The organism is Halomonas sp. (assembly GCF_052095695.1).
GTDB lineage: Bacteria > Pseudomonadota > Gammaproteobacteria > Pseudomonadales > Halomonadaceae > Vreelandella.
The window spans coordinates 42,347-63,539 of sequence record NZ_JBQDLQ010000009.1 but is presented as its reverse complement, the minus strand read 5'-3'; the positions used below and the strand labels follow the sequence as shown (position 1 = coordinate 63,539).

The window sequence follows — 21,193 nt, the reverse complement described above, 5'->3', positions numbered from 1 at the left end:
GATAGTTCTGGGGCTCAAAAATTTCGGTGTAGCTGGCAAAGGCCGAGTAGGTATCGTTAAAATCAAACACCAAGCCGCCGTACGGCGTGACTTCGTACTTGCTCTGGCTATCCAGACTGCGGGACTGAGTCATACCATCCCACTCGGTATAGCGTGCGCCCACAATCAGCGTCAGTGGGTCGGCAAGCGAAAAACGCGAGGCGGTATAAACGGCTTTCTGACGAGTGCTGGATGCTTCAGAAGGAGTAAATTCAGGCCAGTCTTCGTTGGGGGCTGAGCCATCCCAGTTGTTTAAATCATCAACTGCAAAGCCAGAGGTGAAGGTGTTTTCATAGTTATTGGCTTGGTCGCTGTAGCTGCCGCCGATGACGAGTTCATGCTCACGGCCTAAAAGCGCAAATGGGCCGCTTACCTGGACGTCTACAGAGTCGACCTCACGGTGTCCGCGGTTCCATCCAGTAAAAAAGGTAACATCGCCACCACCCATTTGATCTGGCAGCGTTGCCTCTACGTAAGGGTAGGCCAGCTTGCTGTCCATATCGGTCTTTTCGTGGGCACCCACTACGCGCACCTGCCAGTCGTTGTCAAAACGATGGCTGATTTCAGCGAAGACTTTCTCCGACTCAAAGCCGGAGTAGGACCAGTCTGGTGCGACGCTAAACGAGCGGGCATAGTTGGTGGTCGTGCCGTTGCTGAACCATAGCGGTAAACCGCCCCAGGTGGGTGAAGAGGTGTGGCTATCCTGGTAGTCAAAGCCTATTGATAGGGTGGTGGCGTCGGTCACATCAGCGTCGATAACGCCGTAGCCGAACGTGCGGCGTTTATCTTGGCGATCAAGGTGGGCGCCGCCCTCCTCGTAACCGCCGATAAACCGCGCCCGCACATTGCCTGAAGCCGTTAGCGGTGTGGTGAGATCAACGATTGTGCCTTGCTTATCCCAACTGCCCAGCGTACCGGAAACCGAACCAGTGAACTCGCGGCTGTCAGCATGCTTACGCACAAAGTTAACCGATGCCCCCGGGTTGCCTGAGCCGCTAACGAGCCCATTGGCGCCACGAATTACCTCAACGCGGTTGTAGATCGCCGTATTAAGCCGCCCTTCGCCGAAGTACCAGCGATTATCGGTGTTAAGCGTGGGGATGCCATCGTACTGAAAGCTGTTGATACGAAAGCCGCGCGATGAAAAATTGACGCGTTCACTGTCAACATTACGCACTGAAATGCCGGTAGTGTTTCTCAATACGCCTTCGATGGCGTCCAGGTTTTGATCCTGAATACGCTGCTCGGTGACGATACTGATGGCTTGTGGCAGCTCTTTTTGGCTAAGCGTTAAGCCTGTGCCCGCACTGGTGGTGCGCCGCGTATAGCCAACGTTCTCATATAGATTGGTGCCGGTCACGGTCATAGTGCCTAGCGATTCGGCATCGTTGGCGGTACCCGACTGAGCCAATACGCTGCTCGAGGCAAATAGAGAGCCCACGATGAGTGCGGTGAAGGTAGCGCTTCGCAAGGAGAAAGAGGCTGTTGAATGGCTAGGCACAGAATGCTGCATGTAATCTAAAACATGAAGTGACGACGTTTTCATATGATCCCTTGAGTCACGCGTTGGTGGCGCTTGCTCATTAGTTTTATATCGTTCAATAACGCTATGATCATATAAAAACGGTTCGTAAATGTAAATGTAAATGTGTATGAGAATGCTTTGTATTTGATTTTGACGGTAGGCTATTCGCCCTTCCTTCAGAATATTGGCCATCAATGGCACTTATAAATTATCCGAGCTAGCGGTAGCCGCCATATAATCGAATGTTCGTTATTTGACAGATCGCACTGCATTCGTGAACTGATAGGTGACGATTATTAGTACGTGGCGGCATATTGAACTAATGTCTATCTCTCTTTATTGTCATTTAAAATCAATTGAATAAATGTTTTTTAAGGATGAGGTTCGTTTTTTATATTGTTTTTTTAAATACTCGCTTTAGGATGCCAAAAAGAAAATATATTTTCGAAACAGAACATAAGCTGCTTTGAATAAAGGCGAACCAGGGCAAACGGGGTAGCGGGGCGACAATGCTTGGAACAATTTTTCTACATGAAATAGCCGGCACGGCCGTATTAACGCTCTTGGGATGTGGGGTGGTAGCTAACGTGCTGTTGAACAAAACCAACGGTAATGGCAGCGATGGTATCGTTATCTTCTTTGGTTGGGGGCTGGCGGTTTTTTGCGCGGTTTACGTCGCCTTTGACACCGGTGCCCATATTAATCCTGCTGTTACGCTTGGCTTGCTGGTAGGCCCGGCAACTGAGTACGCGCCCGGCATTCCCATCAACGTTGCTACCACCGCCGCCTATTTTACGGCTGAAATCATCGGTGGCTGGCTAGGAGCAGTCGTTTGCTACCTAGCCTATAAAAAGCATTACGATGCCACTGAGGATGCTTCAAGCATATTGGCAACGTTCTCTACAGGCCCTGCAATTCCCTCCTACGGGTGGAATTTAGTGACCGAGATTATTGGTACCTTTGTGCTGATATTTGTCATTATCATGTTCGGTCATACGCCGTCAGGGCTTGGTCCGCTGGCCGTAGCATTACTGGTAGTGTCGATTGGCGCTTCTCTAGGCGGGCCAACAGGCTATGCAATCAACCCCGCCCGAGATTTGGGGCCGCGTATTGCTCACGCGCTACTTCCCATTAAGCATAAAGGGGCGAGCAACTGGTCCTATGCATGGGTGCCCATTTTGGGGCCCGCTATCGGCAGTGTCCTTGCCGGGCTTGCCGCCTATGTTTATTAAGTCAGAGTTTATTAGGTCTGAGTTTATTAGGTCGGCCTGCTGATTTTTTAAAACAATCACTAAACGTTAACGATTGAGAGGCATTTCATGAGCCAGAAAAACTACGTTCTCGCTATTGATCAAGGCACCACGAGCTCGCGGGCGATGCTATTTGACCATGAAGGCCGGATAGTCAGCGTGGCGCAGCACGAGTTTGAGCAGATTTTTACGCGTCCCGGCTGGGTTGAGCACTGTCCTCGCGAGATCATGACCAGTGTGCTGACCACCTTAACGGAGGTGATTAACAACAGTGGTATTGATGTTGCCGAGATCGCCTCCATCGGTATTACCAATCAGCGTGAAACCACCGTGGTGTGGGACAAAAATACCGGGCAGGCCGTCCATAACGCCATTGTTTGGCAGTCGCGCCACTCCGCTGAGATCTGCGATGAGCTGCGTGAAGCAGGTCACGCCGATATGATTCGCGATAAAACTGGGCTGGTCATTGATGCTTATTTCTCTGCCACTAAGTTGAAGTGGTTATTTGAGAACGTGGCGGGTGTGAAGGAGAACGCGGAGAAGGGCGATCTGCTTTTCGGCACTATAGATTCATGGCTGGTGTGGAACCTGACGGGTGGTGCCGTGCACGTCACCGATGTCAGCAATGCATCGCGTACGATGTTGTTTAATATTCGTGATCGGCAGTGGGACCCGGAGCTTCTTGAGCTATTCGGTGTCCCGGAGTCGATGCTTCCCGAGGTTAAGTCCAGCAGTGAAATATACGGCAACATACTGCCCAAATTCCTGATGGGCCAAGAGGTGCCGATTGCGGGTATCGCCGGCGACCAGAATGCGGCTCTGTTTGGCCAAGCCTGTTTTGAACCAGGGATGGCAAAAAATACTTATGGTACCGGCTGCTTTACGCTCATGAATACCGGCACCCACGCCACGCCCTCTAAAAACGGCCTGCTTACCACCGTGGCGTGGGAAGTGGATGGCACGCTGGAGTACGCCTTGGAAGGCAGTGTGTTTGTGGCGGGCTCAGTGATTCAGTGGCTGCGTGATGGCCTGAGAATGCTGGGCAAGGCATCAGATTCAGAAGCATATGCCACACGCGCGAAAGATAATGACGGCGTTTATATGGTGCCTGCCTTTACCGGTTTAGGGGCACCTTACTGGAACTCCAACGTGCGCGGTGCCATGTTTGGGCTCTCTCGGGGAACCCAGAAAGAGCACTTTGTGCGTGCGGCGGTGGAGTCGCTTGCGTATCAAAGTGCTGATGTCCTCAAAGCCATGCAGGCTGATGCTGACATTGCACTGACCGAACTTCGAACTGATGGCGGGGCGATCTCCAATGATTTTCTTGCCCAGTTCCAGGCCGATATCCTGGGGGTCGATGTACTGCGTTGCGAGGTAAACGAGACCACTGCGCTGGGGGCTGCTTATCTCGCCGGACTCGCCGTAGGGTTTTGGAAATCACGCGATGAGATCGTCGAGCAGTGGGCGCTAGAGCGGCGCTTTACGCCGCAGATGAAAGACGAAAAGCGCGATGAGTTGTATGCCGGCTGGAAGAAGGCGGTAAACGCCACCATGGCGTTTCACGTAGACTCCTAAGCTTAACGCGCTAGACTCAAGTGTTTTACAAGCCCCCGGCCTAGGCTGGGGGCTTTGCGTTACCCACGCATTCCATGCTGCATTAATAATGATCGGCTTGGGCGGCGGCTGAACATTCATGCCGCGGTGGTAATTACTCGGTCGACTTGCGTTAATCAGTGCTCGCTGGAGCAATGGTATGAATAAAACTATGCTTTATCGTCAGCTAGCGCCTGAGGCCAAGCATGAGAAAGGACTGATGATGACAGCCTAGCTTGCATCGTGATTTATAGGTATCTATAAAGAAAGGGGCTCCCAATGGATGACGATCACATTAAGAATAAGCCAGTGTCAGAAGGGCGTCGCCGCTTTCTTATAGGGTCTGCTAATACAGGGGCCGCAGCACTGCTTTTAGGTGGTGGTGGATTGGCAATGGCTAAAACGGAAGTTATCCCACCTTCTGATAGTGTTCAGCAGGACATACGCTCACAGAATTAAAAGTTAACGGCATGAGTCACCGAGCGGATCTCGATAGCCGTATGACACTGCTTGATGCTCTGCGCGAAAAATTTGGACTTACGGGTGCTAAAAAGGGGTGTGACCATGGGCAGTGTGGTGCGTGCACTGTGCTGATTGATGGCCGTCGCGAGCTCGCCTGATAAGCCAGCAGCTTTTTTAGCAGGCGGCACAACGCTTATCGATTTAATGAAACTTGAGGTTATTCAGCCCCAACGTGTCATCGACTTGAGGGCGCTGACCGCCGAGTAGGGAACTATCCGTCTAGACGGCTCAAGCCTGCGCTTAGGTGCATTTGCGAAGATGACTTGGTGAACGCCGCTGGCGTGAAAGGCGTTGGTGAGGTAAGCGTAGTAGGCATGGCGGCGGCAGTTGCAAATGCCATTTACCATGCGACGGGAAAACGTTTGCGAGGCCTTCCGTTACGAATTGATCACTGAGTATAAGAGGGCTGGGGCATGCAATGAAACCAACATTCTCTGACTCAATGAGACTTTAAAGCGTCAATCAAGGCGCGAAGCGCAACAGGTATGTGGCGGCGGCTTGGGTAATAGAGATAGTAGCCGGGATAAGTGGGACACCACTCAGCGAGTACCTGGATCAATTGCCCTGACGCGATGTCGTCGGCCACATCATGCTCTAGCAGATAGCCGAGGCCTGCGCCGGCTCTTACCGCTGCTATTGCGAGTGGCATTTCATTAACAATCAGCGGGCCACCAGCGTTTATCTTGATCTCCCGTCCCTTGTGCTCAAACTCCCAGGGTAATAAACCTCCAGATGTTGTGAGCCGAAAGCCAATGCAGCGATGGCGTTTCAGGTCTGCTGGTGTCTGGGGCTTGGGGTGTCGCGCGAAGTAGCCTGGTGTGCCGACCACCACCGTACGCATCGGCGGCCCAACGCGCACAGCAACCATGTCCTTCTCGACCGTGTCGTGAAAGCGGATGCCGGCATCAAAGCCTGCGGCCACAATATCGGTCAAACCATTTTCGATGCTCACCTCCACTTGAACATCTGGATTGGCAAGTAGAAAGGCGGGTAGCGCTGGCTCTAGAATCATCTGTGCTGCATGAGCAAAGGTAGTCATACGGATGGTGCCTGAAGGCGATTCGCGCCATTGGGCCAGTGCGGCCAGGCCATCTTCTATCTCTGCTAGCGCAGGGCCGAGTGAGCGTAGCAGGCGTTCGCCAGCCTCGGTCGGAGCAACGCTGCGCGTGGTGCGCGCTAATAAACGAATGCCCAGGCGTTCCTCGAGCCCGCGCATGGCATGGCTAAGGGCAGAGGGGGACATGGCCAGAAGGGCGGCGGCACGGGTAAAGCTTCGCTCGCGTGCCACGGTCGTAAAGGCCAAAAGATCATTGAGTTCGCGTCGTTGCATTGATGCATTCTATTCACAAGTTCATGTCTTTTTCCAGATCTAATCGTCACCCGACGATTAGCCTATAGTGCGCAAAGTACCTTAATCACTATAGGAGAAAGAGCATGGATTTAATTCATTACCGTACGTTAGGAAATTCAGGGCTTGCTGTAAGCCCATTGGCGCTGGGCACCATGACGTTTGGTGCTGGGCGCTGGGGTACAGAAGAGAAAACCTCCCGCGATGTGTTCAATAGCTATATTGAAGCGGGCGGTAACTTTGTCGATTCAGCCGATGTTTATTCATCTGGCCAGAGCGAAGAGATGCTAGGCGGTTTCATTGCCGAAAGAGGCCTACGAGACACGTTGGTGATCTCGACGAAATCCGGCTTTTCCCGTACCCAGGGGGCGTCCAATTCTGGAGGGAGTGGTGCAAAGAACATTCGCCTTGGATTAGAAGGTTCTCTTAAGCGACTGCGCACCGATTATATCGATATGTTCTGGGTTCATGTATGGGATCGGCACACACCTGCAGAAGAGGTACTGCAAACGCTGGTCGATGCCAAGCGGAGTGGAAAAATCCTTCATTACGGCTTCTCTAACACGCCTGGTTGGTACATCGCTAAAATCGCCACGTTAGCTCAGGCTTACGGTCTTCCCGCACCGGTCGGCCTTCAGTATCAATACTCGCTGATCGAACGGGGTATCGAACTTGATATCCTGCCTGCCGGTAACGAGTTCGGGCTGGGTATGATGCCCTGGAGCCCATTGGGTGGCGGTCTCCTCAGCGGGAAGTATGGTCGTGACATGCTTGCCGAGTCTAGCCGTAAAGGAAGGCTGCCAGATAAGGCGGGCGTGTCGCAGGAAGGAAGCGATGGCCGCTTAAACGGCGACAATCCATTCGGTGGAATGCTATTTACCGAGCGCAACTTCGATGTCGTCGACGTGGTGCGAGACGTTGCTCAGGAGATAGGTCGATCAATGGCTGAGGTGGCGTTGGCCTGGGTCGTCAATCGGCCTGGCGTTTCCAGCGTATTAGTCGGTGCTAGCCGCGTTGACCAGCTATCGCAGAATATTGCCGCTCTTGATATCAAGCTCACCCCCGAACAGCAGGAACGCCTTGATCAGGTTAGCGAGCTGGCGCAGATAAATCCTTACTTTATCTTCCAGCTACCGTCGGACTTAATCCGTGGGGTACCATCAGTCACTCCGTGGAAAGCCGTTTAATAATGCTTTTCTCTGCTTAGCGTCATGATTAATCCAGGCTGGGAGTTGTGCCGCCTCGACACCAGGCCCGCGGTCACGCATGGTTATGGTATTGCCTTGGATCTCCATGCTGACGGAGGTCTGCGCGGGAGCATGCTGAATCGCATTTTCCAGCAAGTTCTTGAGCAGGGTGAAGCATGCCCCGCGATCAGCTTTCCATGTCACCTTATCGTCAACGGCGAGCACCGTTAAATGCACGTCGGCGGCCTCCGCCATACGCTGCAAGTAGGTGGTGGCCTCGTGGGCGATTTCTTGCATCCGAACGACCGCAAACTGGTAAAAGTTGCCGCGCGCTAATCGAAGAGTGTCGCCGCTGGCTGGCCAGAACTCCCACCGGCGCTCGAAAGGACGGCCACATTCCCAGCATCATCCAGAATTCGATACGCTGTTTCGCGCTGCGGGCCTTCATAGAGCCAAGCGCGGTTATCTTTGCAATCGTCCAGGAGAAGCCATGGATCCACTATCAGATGTACTCTCGCTACTGAAACCGCGTAGCTATGTTTCCTCTGGCGTGGAGGCTGGAGGCGAATGGTCACTCCAATTTCCGCATCAGAATAAGCTCCTCAAGTGTTATACCGTGGTCTCCGGCGAATGTTGGTTGGCTGTGGATGGTGTTCCTGATGCTGTAAATCTGCAGAAGGGCGACTGTTTTGTTCTACCGAGCGGGCGGCCTTTTAGGTTGGCGAGTGATATGTCGCTGCCACCAGAGCCCTCCAGCAATTATTTTCCCCCACTACGTCCTGGCGCCGTCGTAAAGATCAACGGCGGGGGAGACTTCTTTATCGTGGGCAGTCAGTTCGGCGTCAGCGGGGGGGCATTCCGATCTGCTAATGGACATGCTGCCGCCCATCGTGCACATCCACAACGAGACAGAGCAGGCTGCATTACGGTGGTCTGTGGAAAGGATGATGAAAGAGTTGCATGACTCCGAGCCCGGGGGCTTCCTGATTGCTCAGCACCTCGCTCATATGATGCTGGTTCAGGCGTTAAGGCTACATATGGTGGAAGGCGTAATGAACGACGGGGGGTGGCTTGTGGGCGTAGCGAACAAACATTTGGGGCCAGCCATTAATGCCATTCATGCCGACCCTGCGCACCGCTGGACGCTGCAGTCGCTGGCAGGAGATAGGCTGGAGAACTCCCAAGACCCTGTTTCAGTGATTTCACTATCACTCGGGTACGAATCCGAAAGCACGTTCAGCACTGCGTTCAAACGGGTCATGGGCGTTTCGCCGCATCAGTATAGTCGTGATGCCAATCCAGCATAGATCGCTGAAAGTCATGAAAATAGCAACATGGCCCTCCAGCACTTTTTCAAAAATTTGTAAAAGGAACAGGTACCACAATGGTTTGCCCATACTGTTAGTGATTTTACCCGTATAACAAACCATATTTACCAGGATGTGAGGTATGCACACAATCTTGCTTTCTCGGCGGAAAGCAACACGCTTGCGCCAACCATCTAGATGGAGAAAGCATCATGGTAGTGTTCAGCTTAAAAGCCCTAAGAAGAATGGACGGCACTGGCTTAGGGACTCGCTCTGCTTTTTTGGCATGCGCCGCTGCGCTGCTTGGCTCGTTGGTCTGCATCCCAGCATATTCGAGCGGCGTCACCCAAATCCCTTCCACCGAAGGGAGAACGTACGTGGTTCCTTACGACGTTGCCGAGGCTCAGTTCATGCCGATTTACCCTGATAACCCAAACAGCCCTCAGATCTCGGTGCTGTGGGGGAACCCTCAGACTGGTCCATCGGCAGCGCTGTTTCGGTTCCCTCAGAATTATGGGGGCCGCTTCCACCGTCAGCCAACTATCCCCGTACTTCAGAGGCGGTCGCCAGGGTACTCACTGATCAAGGTATATTGACGAGCGTCATGCGCCTACCTCCCTCGGTCCACGGCATGGGTGACCATGGCTTTGTTCCGATACTTATCGACATCGCCCGGCAGAAGGGCGTATCAGCCTACATTGGAGAGGGTGAAAATGCTTGGCCTGCGGTGCATGTACACGATGCCGCTCGCGCTTTTTGCCTTGCTGTAGAACGGGGCTCGCGCAGCGAGGTATATCACGCAGTGGCTGAACAAGGCATTCCGTTTCGACAGATTGCAGAGGCGATTGCGATTGGCCTCGACGTCCCCTGCGTGTCGTTGACTATGGATGAGGCACGCGATCATTTCGGCTGGTTTTTGGGCTTTGCTAGCATAGATCAGCCGACATCCAGTGATAGGACGCGCGCCATATTAGGGTGGAACCCTACTGGACCAAACCTTCTTACCGACCTAATGAAAACCGATTGTTTTTAGGCGAAACAGGCGGGGGCTGGAAAAGGTAGCACGCCTGTTGGTGATATTTATTCACTAGGTCATGCGGAATATGGGTATTCATATCAACAGTTAAAAACAACAGAATAAATATCTCTTCAGAACCAATCAGGAGCCCCTTATGAAGACAGGAATTATAGTTGGCGCTTTATTGCTTGCGACCGCTGTTGCTACTCAGGCTAGCGAGCCTTTAGTGCCTTCTTCCGAACCCAACCAGGTCGCTGGAACGTGGCGCATGGTGTCAGCTACATTGGAAAAAGATGGGACTAACGAGCATCCCTATGGTGAGAATCCACAGGGCATGCTGGTTTTCACTGCTGACATGCACTTCGTCGAGGTATTAACCAATGGTGACACCGAACGTTTTGAGTCAGATTCACGTGGCGGTGGTACTGATGAAGAAAATAGTCGTGCCATGGCTTCGAGTATTGGCTTCTTTGGTAGTTATACCGTCGATGAACAGGGGCGCTTCGCCGGTAATTACGTCGAGGGCTCCACTTTCCCTAACTGGGTGGGCAGTGAAAGAAGCTCGCGGGAGCTTCAACTGAGGGTGGAGGGGGACCGGATGTACGAAACGTTCACCCGTCCTGGTGGAGGGCGAGTGAGTGCTGAATTTGTGCGCGTTCAATAGCGCACAAGAAGCCTTAGCAAAGCGCAATCGTCAGCTAGTTGATAGGCTTTTAAGGCACGGGTAGGGTTATCCCTACCCTTTGGTTGCCGGTAATTGAATGGTGATGCCAAATCCACGACCTTCAAGCCCGATGCCGCATCTTAATTGCCCGCCATGCGAAGCAACCACGCGGTCGACTAGCGAAAGGCCCATGCCAATGCCCTGGGTTCGATGACCGTTTTCTGCGCGGTAAAATCGCTCGAACACGCGTTCGTGATCGCCATCGGCGATGCCTGGGCCATTATCGGCAACGCTCAGGGTCGCCAATCGAGAGTGCCCTTCATCTTCGATCCAGGTTTCCAGCCGTATACGCGTACCTGGGCCACCATGACGTAGGGCGTTGTCGAGCAGGTTGCGAACAAGTATACCGAGGTCATCAATATCGCCATGAACCGGCGCGTGGCCTCCTGTGACTTCGATTGATTGGTCACTGCGTAACGCAACTAACTCGAATTCATCGGCAACCATCCCGACCACCATTGCTAGGTCAACGTCTTGCGCGCGCGCAGCGGAACCGCCTGACTCCACCCGGGCAGTATCAAGCAGTTGTTGCGCCAGTCGTGAGGTACGTTCGATACCAGCGATGAGATGATCGAGCGCTTCCCCTGCTTCTTTTGGGTCGCTAGCGTGCTGAAGCACCTGCGCCTGGGTCAGCAGTGCGGCCAACGGCGTGCGTAGCTCATGGGCTGCCTCACCGATGAACTCGCGTTCATGCTGCAGAGCCTGGGCCAATCGCGCCATCAACTGGTTGAACGAACGTACCAGCGGCGCGAATTCATTTGGCAATCCACGCTCCAACAATGGCGCCAGATCGAGTGGTGCACGCGTTGCGAGCGACTCGCTGACGCGCAGCACTGGTCGCAGCGACCAGTGGATCACCAGCCATATCGCAACACCAATGCCGAAGAGGAGCAATAGTGCTGTGAGTAGGGTCGGGCCGAGCCAACGCATCAGTTCCGCCCGGATAGCCGATGTCGGCACGCCGACCTGCACCTGCACCTGTTGGTCGGCATCGCTGACAGCGAATACGCGCCAGGGAGCGCCAGCAACGGTTGCATCGGTAAAGCCATCAACAAAGTCGGGCGCCATCGGGTACGCCGGCGCCGGACGCGACGACATCAGTCGTCGCCCCGTGCCATGCTCCCACGCTTGGAAACCGAGCGCGGCGAACTTGCCTTCCGCTGGCACCGTCTCGCCGCTGAGCAGAAACTGCTGCTGTCGGCCTGCAGTGGCGATATCTGCTGGCAGCGACTGCAATATCTGCTCAGCAATATTGCGCAACATGCCATCAATTTCGCCTCCTTGTCTCTCCAGCACGTTTACGTACTGGATGGCGAATCCAATAGCCCAGGTGGCAAGCAGCACAGTTGCTAGCGCGACCAACAGCCGTGTACGTAACGCCCGCATTAGTGATTATCTCCAATGCGGTAACCAAAGCCTAGCTCCGTCACGACGACGCCATCACCAAGCTTACGTCGCAGTTGGTGTACATAAACCGCCACGGTATTACTGCCGATCTCTGTGTCATCGCCGTAGAGCCGATCCTGCAGTTGGTCCCGACTGAGTACACGTCCGCGTGACTCGAACAGCGTGAGCAGGAGGCGGAACTCGTGCGCACTCAGGCTGACGCGTTGGCCGTCCCGAGTGACGACCCGTGCAGCGGGATCAATCTCGACATTGCGCCACCGCAGCACTGGGGTTACTGCGCCACGGCTACGGCGCAGTACCGCGCGTAGCCGCGCTAGCATCTCGTCGCGCTGAAACGGTTTGACGATATAGTCGTCAGCTCCGGCATCAAGCCCGCGAACGCGGTCGCTCAATTGATCCCGTGCAGTAATGATCAACACGGGTGTCGGGTCGTAGCGACTGCGAATCGTGGACAGCACTTCTAGTCCAGAACCGCCCGGCAGCCCGAGGTCAAGAAGAACAGCGACGAATGCGTGGTCGATCAGCGCCGCCCGCGCGGATGCCACGTCTTTGCAAAGGACGACGCGCCACCCCTCCTGGCCGAGAGCGGAGGAGAGCGCACGGCCAAGCATGTGGTCATCTTCAACAAGGAGGATCGCATCCATAGCGGGCAGCTCGAGTAATAAGGGAAGGGCAGCGATATTCCTACATCAACATTAATAACGGATTAAGGCCAGCACTGAAAGGCTGTTAGGTGGCCGGCGATCGCGGGACACCGTCGCTTACAGCGGTAACATCTTTGCCTTAATCGTCTCCTTTTCAACTAGCATCAAGTCGGCAGGACGTGTGCCGTGGCCAGGCAGCAGGGTGGAGCGAACCAGCCAGCCATTATTCGCCATGGCAGTAGCGATATCAATAAAATACCACGGGCTGGCACCCCGGCCGTGGGCTAACAGGATACCGCGCTTCGCAGGTTCATCAGGGCGGATGTCAAACGGTGTATTCAACTCTATTTCAAGGCCGCGGTCTTCACTAATGAAGGCGCGGTTAGCGGCAATCCAGGTACGGGTGTCGAGCCCATATTGACCAAAGCTCTCCTGCTCATAGGGAGGTAGACTTTCTGAAGGTTAAAACAGTGCGGAATCTGGCGGTATGGCACAGGAAGCCAATAAGAGCAGTGAAAGTAGGATGTTAAGGCGGCGAAACATGAACCACTCCATCTTTAGAGCTTGCTTCTGACAAACAGTCGCTGACATCTTATCCTTTCTTGGAAGGGGGGTAGACGAGCTGTGCGTTGGCAAACGATTAGAGATATTACTAATGGGTTAACGATAACTAACTGTTCAAGACGAACCCCGGCAGTACTGCTTCAGCCTCGATAGCGATTAACCATTCCGGTTCGGCAAGGCCGTAAACAATCAACCAAGTGGCAGCCGGTGGCGCGATAGGGAAGCGATGCTTCAACGCCTCCATCACCACTTGTTGATCGTAGCGAGCGTATTCGGCTAAGTAGATTCTCAACATCACCACTCGTGAAAGGTCGCCACCAAGCCCTTTTAGCAACCGCTCAACATTGTCAAGCGCCGCTTCAGTCTGCTCGGTCAGCTCGGGACCCGCCAACTCTCCCTCGATATCGACCCCCACCTGGCTGGACATCAGCACTCGGGTGCCTCCTTGTACTAATACGGCTTGGCTATGTCCTTCAATCAGGGTATTGGGAAGGTTAGACGGGTTGAGGGGTTTGCGTCTTAAAATATGCATGACAACCTCCTTTGTGAATTTAGCTGTGTGCTTGCACGGGTTATCGATCGAGAAATCGCACTTCATCCTGATAGGCTGCCACAATGTCGGCGAGTATTGACACCGCTAACATGGATGCATCACGCATCGATGGGATCAACCCAACGGGTCCACTGATCCGAAGTAGCTGATCCTCGGTAAAACCACCGTTAACACGAAGCCTATCGCAACGTTTGGCATGCGTTGCCCTGCTGCCCACCGCACCTATATAGAAGGCTGGGCCTTCAAGGGCCTGGGCCAGAAGTCGCTCCTCCCAGTCGACATCATGGAAGGCGAGGAGAAAGGCTGTCCATGGATCGTCATTTAGTTCCGGAAGCGATGATGGAACCGTCAACTTAGTAACGTTGTGGATGCCTTGTCGTTGAGCCTCCTGGATGTCTGCACCACCAGGGAGTTGCAGCTCAGTTTGAATACCCGTTGCCTTAGCCAGTCTGGCCAGCGCCAAGCAGTCGGCACCGCGTCCGGCGATGCGTAAACGGAGCTTGGGCGTGTACGAAAAAGAAAGCTCGTTTGCAACTCTCGACTGCCCCAGCCAGAGGTCGCCGGTTTCCGAGAGGTTGAGCGTTACTCTTTGGCGTGAGGCGAGCCGATCATGGCAGGTACGCAGGATGTCGACAGGTGCCTCGGGAAGGACACAGACGTCAATGGAACCTCCACAAGGGAGGGGAAAATCCATAAAAGGCGATCCATTGCCGTATCTCAGCCATGCTGTTTGACCAGAACGAAGCGCTTCTCCCGCATGATTGACGACATCTGCATCGATACAGCCGCCTGAGATATAACCGCAACTTTCGCCAGTGGCGGACACGGCCATCAGAGCGCCCGGCATGCGCACCGCGCCGCCTTCTGTCGATGTCACGATAACAAGAGCTACCTTGCTTTTCTGACACCAAGCTAGCCATTGCCCAAGGACGTCTTGGGCATGTTCCAGATACGTGATAAGACTCGCGGATGGATATTCACCTTCTCTCACTCTAAGCATGATCTGGCCACATTAAGTGGCGGGAAAGTTGTGGCGTGATAACAAGCAGAGCCACGCTGAGTGTTTCGAAGACAGACGCCTGAAATTGCGCTGCTACGCTATCGTCAAAATCTGGAATTTTCATAGTCGATACTCCCTACTTAAATACGCAATTAGAACACTTTACTATGACTGAGCTTTAATAGTGTGTCGTACTTGTATCAGTTTTTCTCAGCGCTAAAACAACACATTTAATTGAATGTTTAATGATAAATAGAAATTATTTAATGTAATTTGGATTAGTTGTCACATCTTGCGACAAAACGTCGAAAAACTTGGCATATCGTGGGTATATCTACCCCTTAATATTCCCCTGTTCGCTGCAGAGCTGAAACCCTTAACCGGTTCTGAACGGATATAAGGTAGTTATTAATACCAAGCAGGAGTGGCGTTCTTAATTCTCGAAAGTCACTTTAATTGTTTGGGTTAACTCAAAATTTCTTGATGCTTAAGCCACGGTTTAGGCATGCGGAGTGAATCATGAAAATGTTAAATGCAGCGTTAGCTATTACATTAATGCTTGTCTCTCATGCAGCACTTGCGGAGCGAGGGGCGGCTAACGATAACAGAGTTACTTATGATGAGGTGATAACAATGCATCAAGGCCACGGGACCCGGGAATTTTCACCATCTGAACTGACCGACAGAAACCCTTAAAAAGTTCTGACAGCTTGTGATATCTGATAAAGCTGCCAGGCAGGTCTAGATCAAGTAGCACAGTGCCGAATGCAGCGCGGTTCGTTTACTGCGGTAACACCTTCTCTCAAGTCGCGTTAAACGCAAATTAATCTCACCGGTAGATAGTGCGACATCAGCTACTTCGACTTGAGTGGCAACGTCGCTTTGGTGGCGTGCTGCAACCCAGGATTTTAACCAATGAGCAGAACCAAGACTTCGGTGGCACGACGTCCACGCCTGTTGAAAACCCTCTTTAATCTCCGCCGTGAAGAGATTGGCCCCGTGCTGATTGGGGCGCTGTTCTTCTTTTGTGTATTGACCGGATTAATGCTGTTACGTCCTGTACGTGATGCGCTGGGAATGGAGCGAGGTATCGAGAACATACGCTGGTTATTTATCGGTACCGCTCTGGTGACGCTGGCGGTGAATCCGTTGTTCGGTTGGCTGGTTAGCCGCCTGAAGCGGTTACAGTTTATCGGTGCGACCTATGGGTTCTTCGTGCTGAGTTTGGTGGCTTTCTGGGCGTTACTGATGTTCGCGCCCGCCGCTGTGGGTCAGCGCAGCGGACAGGTATTTTTTGTTTGGTTCAGTGTGTTCAACCTGTTCGTCACCATGGTGTTCTGGGCATTGCTCGCTGACCGTTTCACCAGCGAGCAGGGCAAACGATTCTTCGCCCTTATCTCGGTCGGCGGGACCTTTGGAGCGATTTTCGGCCCGTGGCTGACGTCGCAATTGGCTCTGCCATTGGGTACGCCCAGCCTACTGCTTGTCGCCGGTGGTTTCTTGCTGCTCGCTCTCTGTTTGGCTTGGCTGCTGGTGCGTGTGGCACCGGATCAGGCTAGCTCTGACACGAGCACCGCCACGGCTGGCTTGATTAGCGAATACGAACGTATAGGTGGCAGCGCCTGGGCAGGTCTACGTGCCGTTTTCCAATCACGCTATCTGACCGGTATCGCTGGGTACATCCTATTAATGACGGTACTCGCAACATTTATCTACTTTACCCGCTTGCAGATGGTCGCAGCGGTATCAGACAGCATGGACGCGCGTGCAGAAATACTAGGCAATATCGACATGTGGACTCAGGTAGCGGTATTGGTTCTGCAACTTACCCTGACCGGGAAGATCATTCAGCGTTTCGGCTTAGGTGTAGCGCTGGCGATCCTGCCGGTAGCCACCGCGCTTGGTTTTATCGGGTTGGCGATATACGGGTCGTTCGTGGTGTTAATTCTATTAGAGGCCACTATTCGTGCGCTTCAACGTGGCGTGACCCGACCGGCGCGGGAGGCGCTATTTACGGTGGTCGGCCGTGAGGACAAGTACAAGGCCAAGGCCTTTGTCGATACCTTCATTTACCGTACTGGTGATGTTGTTGGTGCTCAAACTGAAGGTGCGCTTGGGCGGTTAGGGCTGGCCGTAGGGGGTCTGGTTAGTGTGGTCGTACCTCTGGCATTGGTCTGGGCCGCGCTGGGTTTATGGCTGGGCCGCGCGCACGCCTGTCGTGTAGCAGTGCCGCTAACTAGCGCAGGGTCTGAAGACGGGAGCCTCGTCCTGGATAAACCGATAGAGAAAAGCGTGAACGCTTCAGTCTCAGAGACGGGCTCAGGCTTTGTCCGAACTCAAGCCAAACCGTGGCTATGAGAAACACGAAATGCATCTATCAGCACGAATTAGGGACGGCCCGCTGCTGAAGCCTGATCAAAATGGCTTGGGGCGCCTCTTGCCGAGGTTAAGCAGGCATTAATTATCAACCAATGTATATCTCTGATCAAAATGAGGAAGTGAACATGTCTAACCAACTTCGCAATCGTCTCGCCGTCATTGGTGTGCTGTTGTTCTGTTTTTTTTTCACGGCTAGCGCACTGGCACAGAGCCAGCCCAACCCCGATTGGAGTGTGGCCGACATCCCCTCCCAGGAAGGACGCATCTTTCTGGTAACGGGTGGAACCAGTGGTATGGGATATGAAGACGCAAAAGCCCTTGCGGCTGCGGGAGCCCAGGTGGTGATCGCGGCGCGCAATCCCGAGCGGGGACAAGAGGCGATTGATCAGATTAAACAGGAGGTGCCTGATGCACAGGTGACCTTTGAATCCTTCGATTTGGCCAATCTTTCCTCTGTTCTTGCCCTGGGCCGACGCCTCAGTGCCTCACTACCGCAATTGGATGGCCTGATCAACAACGCGGCCATCATGGCACCCCCAGAGCGCGGTGTGTCTGCGGAGGGATTCGAGCTTCAGTTCGCCATCAATTATGCTGGGCACTTCGTGTTGACCGCAGAGCTATTACCGCTGTTACGCAATAGTGATTCTCCTCGCGTTGTGACCCTGTCCAGCCTTGCTGCTCACCAAGGCAGCATCAATTTCGATGACTTGCAGTCCACGCAGGACTACGGGCCGATGACGGCCTATGCCCAATCCAAACTGGCGGACCTAATGTTCGCTTTTGAGCTGCAGCGACGCAGCGATACTGCGGGCTGGGGAATCCAAAGCATGGCTGCTCATCCCGGCGTTTCGGTAACCGAACTGGTTGCCCGCGGTCCCGGACTGGATAGCGAGCAGGGGCAACTGTGGTCTGCCAACCGTGAGCACTACCAGACGGCGGCACAGGGGGCGTTACCCACACTGTATGCTGCCACCTCGCTCGAAGCGCAAGGTGGCGCCTACTATGGCCCGACTGGAGAGAATGAGGTTTACGGTCCGCTTGGCCTGGCAACCGTTCCTCCTGCGGCCAACGATGCTGAGGTCGCTGCCCGCCTGTGGACGATCACCGAAGAGATCACTGGTACACATTATCCCTAACGTGGCCGTTTGAAGCGTGTGATATGGCAGAGCGAATTCGTCGATTGCCCGTCAATTTTTTCCTGGTTGCCGTGTGCAGTATTCCAGTGCATGCGGCGACCCCGGGACAATGTCAGCAGGAGAGTCAGTATGAAACGAATTTCTTTTAGAAACAGAGCCATCGAACGGCTCACGCAGTTCTACTTGAAGCATCTGCATCCCAAGTACGACATATCCCCCATGTCGAATGTCTTAAACGCAAATTAATCTCGCCAGTAAATACTGCTTCATACGCCACTGCCTATGAACTGAGTTAGGCACTTAACTGATCTTACTTTTTTTAATGCGAGGTACGGCCCATGACCCACTGGACTGCTTCTGACATCCCCTCTCAACGTGGCCGTACCGTGGTCGTTACTGGAGCAGGTGGACTTGGATTCGAAGCCGCATTGGCGCTTGCTCGCGCTGGCGCGAACGTCATCCTTGCCGGCCGAAACGCATCGAAAGGGGCGGCGGCCATTGATAAGATTCGCAACGACGTTGCGAACGAGAATGTGTGGTTTGAGGAGCTGGATCTCGCTAATTTGGATTCCATTGCCGCATTTGGTGAACATATGCTCTCCTCATTTGACCGTATCGATCTGCTTATCAACAACGCAGGGGTTATGGCGCCCCCAGATCGGAAAATGACAGCCGATCATTTCGAACTCCAGTTTGGCACGAACTATCTTGGCCACTTCGCTTTAACGGCCCAGCTATTGCCGCTTCTGTGCAAGGGTAACCAACCGCGTGTCGTCTCTCTCTCAAGCGTCGCCGCTCGTAGCGGTACGATTGACTTCGACGATTTGCAATCCGAGCGTCGCTATCAACCAATGGTTGCCTACGGTCAGTCAAAACTGGCTTGCCTGATGTTTGCTCTCGAATTGCAACGCCGCAGCGATGCCGCAGGTTGGGGTATCCAGAGTATTGCTGCGCACCCTGGTGTTTCACGCACCGACCTGCTGTCCAATGGCGCTGGTGCACAAAGCACCGTGGGTATCGTCCGTCGTTATCTTTGGTTCCTGTTTCAGCCAGCTGCGCAGGGAGCGTTACCGACGCTTTTTTCCGCTACGTCACCGTATGCGCAGGCTGGTGCCTATTACGGCCCTAATAGGTTGAGTGAAACTCGAGGCTATCCTTCTGCGGCCAAATTCCCTCCACAAGCGCTGGATATAGAGGTTGCAATCAGGCTATGGGAGGCGTCGGAACGATTGACGGGAGTGCTGTTTCACTTAAAGGAAATTCACAATCCCAGCGTCGCTGAGAACCGCAATATAAGCCTGCATTGATTCGCTGGCTGATGGCGAATCTTCTGCCTTCTGTTTTTTTATGTATCTCTTAAATCTACGACAAAAGCTTTTATCAAACTAGCGTAGTGGGGGCAGCTGATTTATGAACGACATCCCAATGCACCGGGCAGTTCCTGACGGTCAAACCACAGACGTCAGCGGTGCACCGATCTCTACAGGAACACCGAAAAAGCGAGTAAATAGGTGGCGGCGAAAAATGAACGCCATGCTTTTATTGGCGGGGGTGGCCGTATCGTACTCGGCTGTGAGCGCGCAGTTAATAGAATTACTGCCCACCCATTCAGTGAGCGATGTCGACTGGGTTGATCACGACCGCTCGCGCCCGGTACCCGCACGGCTGTATTGGCCTAAGACGGCTAGGCCTGATTTGTCGGTGCCGTTGGTTGTTTTTGCACATGGCATCGGTGGTTCGCGGGAGAGTTACCGCTACCTCGGAAGACACTGGCCGGCTCAGGGCGTCGCTAGCCTACATGTCCAACATATTGGCAGTGATGAGGAGTTATGGCAGGGAAATCCATTTGGTTTAGTTGGCCGCCTGCAAGCTGCAGCGCAAGAAACGGAGGCCACTAAACGTACCGCCGATGTGAGCTTCGCGCTTGATCAAATGCTCTCGGACGCAATGGGTAGCCGGGGTAAGGCAGTGGATCGCCAGCGCCTAGTTATTGCGGGTCACTCATACGGCGCTAGCACCACACTACTCACTGTTGGTGCACAAGTTGTGAGAGACGGGCAGACGGTTAGCTACTTGGATTCACGCTTTTCCGCGGAGGTCTTGAGCTCCGCACCACCGTTCTATGGTGAGCCCGATGTGGCAGTCGATCTTGGCGAGGACTCCAGGAGCGATGCCGCACGTTGCGACAGGGTGACGGCCATTGGAGTAGCAACGTGCTGACTTCCTCTTTGGCGTGAGGAGGGCATTTGTAAAAGCCTTTACGAGGAACCACTTATGAATTTCGACCCAGTTAGCACCATTACCGCATGGCTCAGCACCTATGGCTTGATAGCACTTTTCGCTATCACTTTTATCGAGCGTTTCGTGCCAGTAATACCGTCTTATGGATTGCTGCTTGCTGTTGGTATTGCAGTAGCTGAAGGGGCTTGGTCACTGCCAACAGCCTTACTGGTGACCGTTACAGGCAATACCTTAGGGGCGACCATCTTTTTTTACATTTTTAGAGGGCTTGGTGAGTCGCGCTCTATGCGGTTTCTCAACCGATTAGGGCGACTTTTCGGAATGCCTGCTTCTCGCATTACTCAATGGATTACATCTTTTCGGCGAAACCAGACTGTACTGGCCTTTGCGCTTCAACTCGTGCCTACCATCAGGCTATTCGCTCCTGCCTTTGCGGCTCTTCTACGCAGTCATTCAGGGAGTTTCCTGATGGCTTCGGCTGCTGGCATCGTGATTTGGAACGGCCTATTTATTGGCATCGGTTATTTCGCTTTCTATTTGTCAGCCGTTGAAAATACAACGGTTTTAACCCTAGTAGCGCTCGGTTGTTTGTTGGTCGTAGAAATTGCACTGTTGTGGGTTTTACGAAAGTCGTCGGGTCGGCGCAAAGCTACTGCGAGTAGCCAGCGTGCGCATGCTGCCACCTCCTTTCCGTCTATATGTGGTGTTCAGGAGCATCGGTTATGAAGCAGTGTACGACGAATGCATCATTAAATT

23 protein-coding genes are annotated in these 21,193 nt (G+C 53.5%); 15 read left to right on the top strand and 8 right to left on the bottom strand.

The window, feature by feature from the left end:
• A partial coding sequence (locus ACTH5D_RS03250; RefSeq protein ID WP_441668334.1) for a TonB-dependent receptor domain-containing protein occupies nt 1-1,585 on the bottom strand: 1,585 nt, incomplete at its 3' end.
• Nucleotides 1,586-2,073: 488 nt separating this feature from the next.
• On the opposite strand from ACTH5D_RS03250, the gene ACTH5D_RS03245 reads away from it, so the two are divergent.
• The 4 genes from ACTH5D_RS03245 to ACTH5D_RS03230 all read left to right on the top strand — a co-directional run bounded on the left by ACTH5D_RS03245 (nt 2,074) and on the right by ACTH5D_RS03230 (nt 5,027).
• Complete coding sequence (locus ACTH5D_RS03245; protein WP_441668332.1) at nt 2,074-2,796, top strand: MIP/aquaporin family protein; 723 nt, start codon at nt 2,074-2,076, stop codon at nt 2,794-2,796.
• Nucleotides 2,797-2,883: 87 nt separating this feature from the next.
• Complete coding sequence (gene glpK, locus ACTH5D_RS03240) at nt 2,884-4,389, top strand: glycerol kinase GlpK (RefSeq protein ID WP_441668330.1); 1,506 nt, start codon at nt 2,884-2,886, stop codon at nt 4,387-4,389.
• A 297-nt stretch (nt 4,390-4,686) separates the two neighbouring features.
• Nucleotides 4,687-4,866, top strand: a complete 180-nt coding sequence (locus ACTH5D_RS03235; RefSeq protein ID WP_441668328.1) for a hypothetical protein — start codon at nt 4,687-4,689, stop codon at nt 4,864-4,866.
• Nucleotides 4,867-4,877: 11 nt separating this feature from the next.
• Nucleotides 4,878-5,027, top strand: coding sequence for a 2Fe-2S iron-sulfur cluster-binding protein (locus tag ACTH5D_RS03230; protein WP_441668326.1), 150 nt, complete (start codon nt 4,878-4,880; stop codon nt 5,025-5,027).
• A gap of 341 nt (nt 5,028-5,368) precedes the next feature.
• On the opposite strand, the gene ACTH5D_RS03225 is transcribed toward ACTH5D_RS03230, so the two are convergent.
• Nucleotides 5,369-6,259: a LysR family transcriptional regulator gene (locus ACTH5D_RS03225; RefSeq protein WP_441668324.1), complete on the bottom strand. Its 891-nt coding sequence runs from the start codon at nt 6,257-6,259 to the stop codon at nt 5,369-5,371.
• A 104-nt stretch (nt 6,260-6,363) separates the two neighbouring features.
• On the opposite strand from ACTH5D_RS03225, the gene ACTH5D_RS03220 reads away from it, so the two are divergent.
• Entirely contained in the window at nt 6,364-7,464 is a 1,101-nt protein-coding gene (locus ACTH5D_RS03220; protein WP_441668322.1) for an aldo/keto reductase, read from the top strand.
• Here ACTH5D_RS03220 and ACTH5D_RS03215 read toward each other — a convergent pair.
• Nucleotides 7,438-7,761 (bottom strand): ATP-binding protein, encoded by a 324-nt coding sequence (locus tag ACTH5D_RS03215; RefSeq protein WP_441668320.1) that lies wholly within the window; start codon nt 7,759-7,761, stop codon nt 7,438-7,440. The two genes, ACTH5D_RS03220 and ACTH5D_RS03215, sit on opposite strands and share 27 nt — an antisense overlap.
• Nucleotides 7,762-7,954: 193 nt before the next feature.
• On the opposite strand from ACTH5D_RS03215, the gene ACTH5D_RS03210 reads away from it, so the two are divergent.
• The 4 genes from ACTH5D_RS03210 to ACTH5D_RS03195 all read left to right on the top strand — a co-directional run bounded on the left by ACTH5D_RS03210 (nt 7,955) and on the right by ACTH5D_RS03195 (nt 10,453).
• Nucleotides 7,955-8,428: a cupin domain-containing protein gene (locus ACTH5D_RS03210; protein ID WP_441668318.1), complete on the top strand. Its 474-nt coding sequence runs from the start codon at nt 7,955-7,957 to the stop codon at nt 8,426-8,428.
• On the top strand, nt 8,334-8,771 hold the full coding sequence (locus ACTH5D_RS03205) for a cupin domain-containing protein (RefSeq protein ID WP_441668316.1): 438 nt from the start codon (nt 8,334-8,336) through the stop codon (nt 8,769-8,771). Before ACTH5D_RS03210 ends, ACTH5D_RS03205 begins: the two co-directional genes overlap by 95 nt.
• 604 nt (nt 8,772-9,375) lie before the next feature.
• On the top strand, nt 9,376-9,804 hold the full coding sequence (locus tag ACTH5D_RS03200; RefSeq protein WP_441668314.1) for a hypothetical protein: 429 nt from the start codon (nt 9,376-9,378) through the stop codon (nt 9,802-9,804).
• 139 nt (nt 9,805-9,943) lie between these two features.
• Nucleotides 9,944-10,453 (top strand): lipocalin-like domain-containing protein, encoded by a 510-nt coding sequence (locus tag ACTH5D_RS03195; RefSeq protein WP_441668312.1) that lies wholly within the window; start codon nt 9,944-9,946, stop codon nt 10,451-10,453.
• 72 nt (nt 10,454-10,525) lie between these two features.
• On the opposite strand, the gene ACTH5D_RS03190 is transcribed toward ACTH5D_RS03195, so the two are convergent.
• The 5 genes from ACTH5D_RS03190 to ACTH5D_RS03170 form a co-directional block, all read right to left on the bottom strand.
• On the bottom strand, nt 10,526-11,899 hold the full coding sequence (locus ACTH5D_RS03190) for an ATP-binding protein (RefSeq protein WP_441668310.1): 1,374 nt from the start codon (nt 11,897-11,899) through the stop codon (nt 10,526-10,528).
• Nucleotides 11,899-12,564: a response regulator transcription factor gene (locus tag ACTH5D_RS03185; protein ID WP_441668308.1), complete on the bottom strand. Its 666-nt coding sequence runs from the start codon at nt 12,562-12,564 to the stop codon at nt 11,899-11,901. The genes ACTH5D_RS03190 and ACTH5D_RS03185 overlap by 1 nt, the downstream gene beginning before the upstream one ends.
• Nucleotides 12,565-12,681: 117 nt before the next feature.
• Nucleotides 12,682-12,906, bottom strand: a complete 225-nt coding sequence (locus ACTH5D_RS03180; RefSeq protein ID WP_441668306.1) for a hypothetical protein — start codon at nt 12,904-12,906, stop codon at nt 12,682-12,684.
• Nucleotides 12,907-13,234: 328 nt separating this feature from the next.
• Entirely contained in the window at nt 13,235-13,660 is a 426-nt protein-coding gene (locus ACTH5D_RS03175; protein WP_441668304.1) for a Rid family hydrolase, read from the bottom strand.
• A 40-nt stretch (nt 13,661-13,700) separates the two neighbouring features.
• Nucleotides 13,701-14,681, bottom strand: a complete 981-nt coding sequence (locus tag ACTH5D_RS03170; RefSeq protein WP_441668302.1) for an XdhC family protein — start codon at nt 14,679-14,681, stop codon at nt 13,701-13,703.
• Between the two features lie 519 nt (nt 14,682-15,200).
• Between ACTH5D_RS03170 and ACTH5D_RS03165 the strand changes: the two genes are divergently transcribed.
• From ACTH5D_RS03165 to ACTH5D_RS03140, 6 genes are all read left to right on the top strand, one after another.
• Entirely contained in the window at nt 15,201-15,377 is a 177-nt protein-coding gene (locus ACTH5D_RS03165) for a hypothetical protein (protein ID WP_441668300.1), read from the top strand.
• A 219-nt stretch (nt 15,378-15,596) separates the two neighbouring features.
• Nucleotides 15,597-17,039, top strand: coding sequence for an NTP/NDP exchange transporter (locus ACTH5D_RS03160; RefSeq protein ID WP_441668298.1), 1,443 nt, complete (start codon nt 15,597-15,599; stop codon nt 17,037-17,039).
• A 146-nt stretch (nt 17,040-17,185) separates the two neighbouring features.
• Complete coding sequence (locus ACTH5D_RS03155; protein ID WP_441668296.1) at nt 17,186-18,196, top strand: SDR family oxidoreductase; 1,011 nt, start codon at nt 17,186-17,188, stop codon at nt 18,194-18,196.
• A gap of 338 nt (nt 18,197-18,534) precedes the next feature.
• On the top strand, nt 18,535-19,503 hold the full coding sequence (locus ACTH5D_RS03150; RefSeq protein ID WP_441668294.1) for an oxidoreductase: 969 nt from the start codon (nt 18,535-18,537) through the stop codon (nt 19,501-19,503).
• Nucleotides 19,504-19,720: 217 nt separating this feature from the next.
• Nucleotides 19,721-20,416: an alpha/beta hydrolase family protein gene (locus ACTH5D_RS03145; protein ID WP_441668292.1), complete on the top strand. Its 696-nt coding sequence runs from the start codon at nt 19,721-19,723 to the stop codon at nt 20,414-20,416.
• Between the two features lie 54 nt (nt 20,417-20,470).
• The gene (locus ACTH5D_RS03140) at nt 20,471-21,163 is read left to right on the top strand and encodes a DedA family protein (protein ID WP_441668290.1); all 693 of its coding nucleotides are present in this window, start codon (nt 20,471-20,473) and stop codon (nt 21,161-21,163) included.
• The last annotated feature ends 30 nt before the right edge of the window (nt 21,164-21,193 follow it).

Coding starts and splice junctions, on each gene's coding strand:
- ACTH5D_RS03160 (WP_441668298.1), top strand. CDS start 15,597: ATGAGCAGAACCAAGACTTCGGTGGCACGACGTCCACGCCTGTTGAAA.
- ACTH5D_RS03225 (WP_441668324.1), bottom strand. CDS start 6,259: ATGCAACGACGCGAACTCAATGATCTTTTGGCCTTTACGACCGTGGCA.
- ACTH5D_RS03195 (WP_441668312.1), top strand. CDS start 9,944: ATGAAGACAGGAATTATAGTTGGCGCTTTATTGCTTGCGACCGCTGTT.
- ACTH5D_RS03235 (WP_441668328.1), top strand. CDS start 4,687: ATGGATGACGATCACATTAAGAATAAGCCAGTGTCAGAAGGGCGTCGC.
- ACTH5D_RS03200 (WP_441668314.1), top strand. CDS start 9,376: ATGCGCCTACCTCCCTCGGTCCACGGCATGGGTGACCATGGCTTTGTT.
- ACTH5D_RS03140 (WP_441668290.1), top strand. CDS start 20,471: ATGAATTTCGACCCAGTTAGCACCATTACCGCATGGCTCAGCACCTAT.
- ACTH5D_RS03210 (WP_441668318.1), top strand. CDS start 7,955: ATGGATCCACTATCAGATGTACTCTCGCTACTGAAACCGCGTAGCTAT.
- ACTH5D_RS03205 (WP_441668316.1), top strand. CDS start 8,334: ATGGACATGCTGCCGCCCATCGTGCACATCCACAACGAGACAGAGCAG.
- ACTH5D_RS03230 (WP_441668326.1), top strand. CDS start 4,878: ATGAGTCACCGAGCGGATCTCGATAGCCGTATGACACTGCTTGATGCT.
- ACTH5D_RS03175 (WP_441668304.1), bottom strand. CDS start 13,660: ATGCATATTTTAAGACGCAAACCCCTCAACCCGTCTAACCTTCCCAAT.
- ACTH5D_RS03245 (WP_441668332.1), top strand. CDS start 2,074: ATGCTTGGAACAATTTTTCTACATGAAATAGCCGGCACGGCCGTATTA.
- ACTH5D_RS03185 (WP_441668308.1), bottom strand. CDS start 12,564: ATGGATGCGATCCTCCTTGTTGAAGATGACCACATGCTTGGCCGTGCG.
- ACTH5D_RS03155 (WP_441668296.1), top strand. CDS start 17,186: ATGTCTAACCAACTTCGCAATCGTCTCGCCGTCATTGGTGTGCTGTTG.
- ACTH5D_RS03145 (WP_441668292.1), top strand. CDS start 19,721: ATGAACGCCATGCTTTTATTGGCGGGGGTGGCCGTATCGTACTCGGCT.
- ACTH5D_RS03215 (WP_441668320.1), bottom strand. CDS start 7,761: ATGCAAGAAATCGCCCACGAGGCCACCACCTACTTGCAGCGTATGGCG.
- ACTH5D_RS03150 (WP_441668294.1), top strand. CDS start 18,535: ATGACCCACTGGACTGCTTCTGACATCCCCTCTCAACGTGGCCGTACC.
- ACTH5D_RS03170 (WP_441668302.1), bottom strand. CDS start 14,681: ATGCTTAGAGTGAGAGAAGGTGAATATCCATCCGCGAGTCTTATCACG.
- glpK (WP_441668330.1), top strand. CDS start 2,884: ATGAGCCAGAAAAACTACGTTCTCGCTATTGATCAAGGCACCACGAGC.
- ACTH5D_RS03165 (WP_441668300.1), top strand. CDS start 15,201: ATGAAAATGTTAAATGCAGCGTTAGCTATTACATTAATGCTTGTCTCT.
- ACTH5D_RS03220 (WP_441668322.1), top strand. CDS start 6,364: ATGGATTTAATTCATTACCGTACGTTAGGAAATTCAGGGCTTGCTGTA.
- ACTH5D_RS03190 (WP_441668310.1), bottom strand. CDS start 11,899: ATGCGGGCGTTACGTACACGGCTGTTGGTCGCGCTAGCAACTGTGCTG.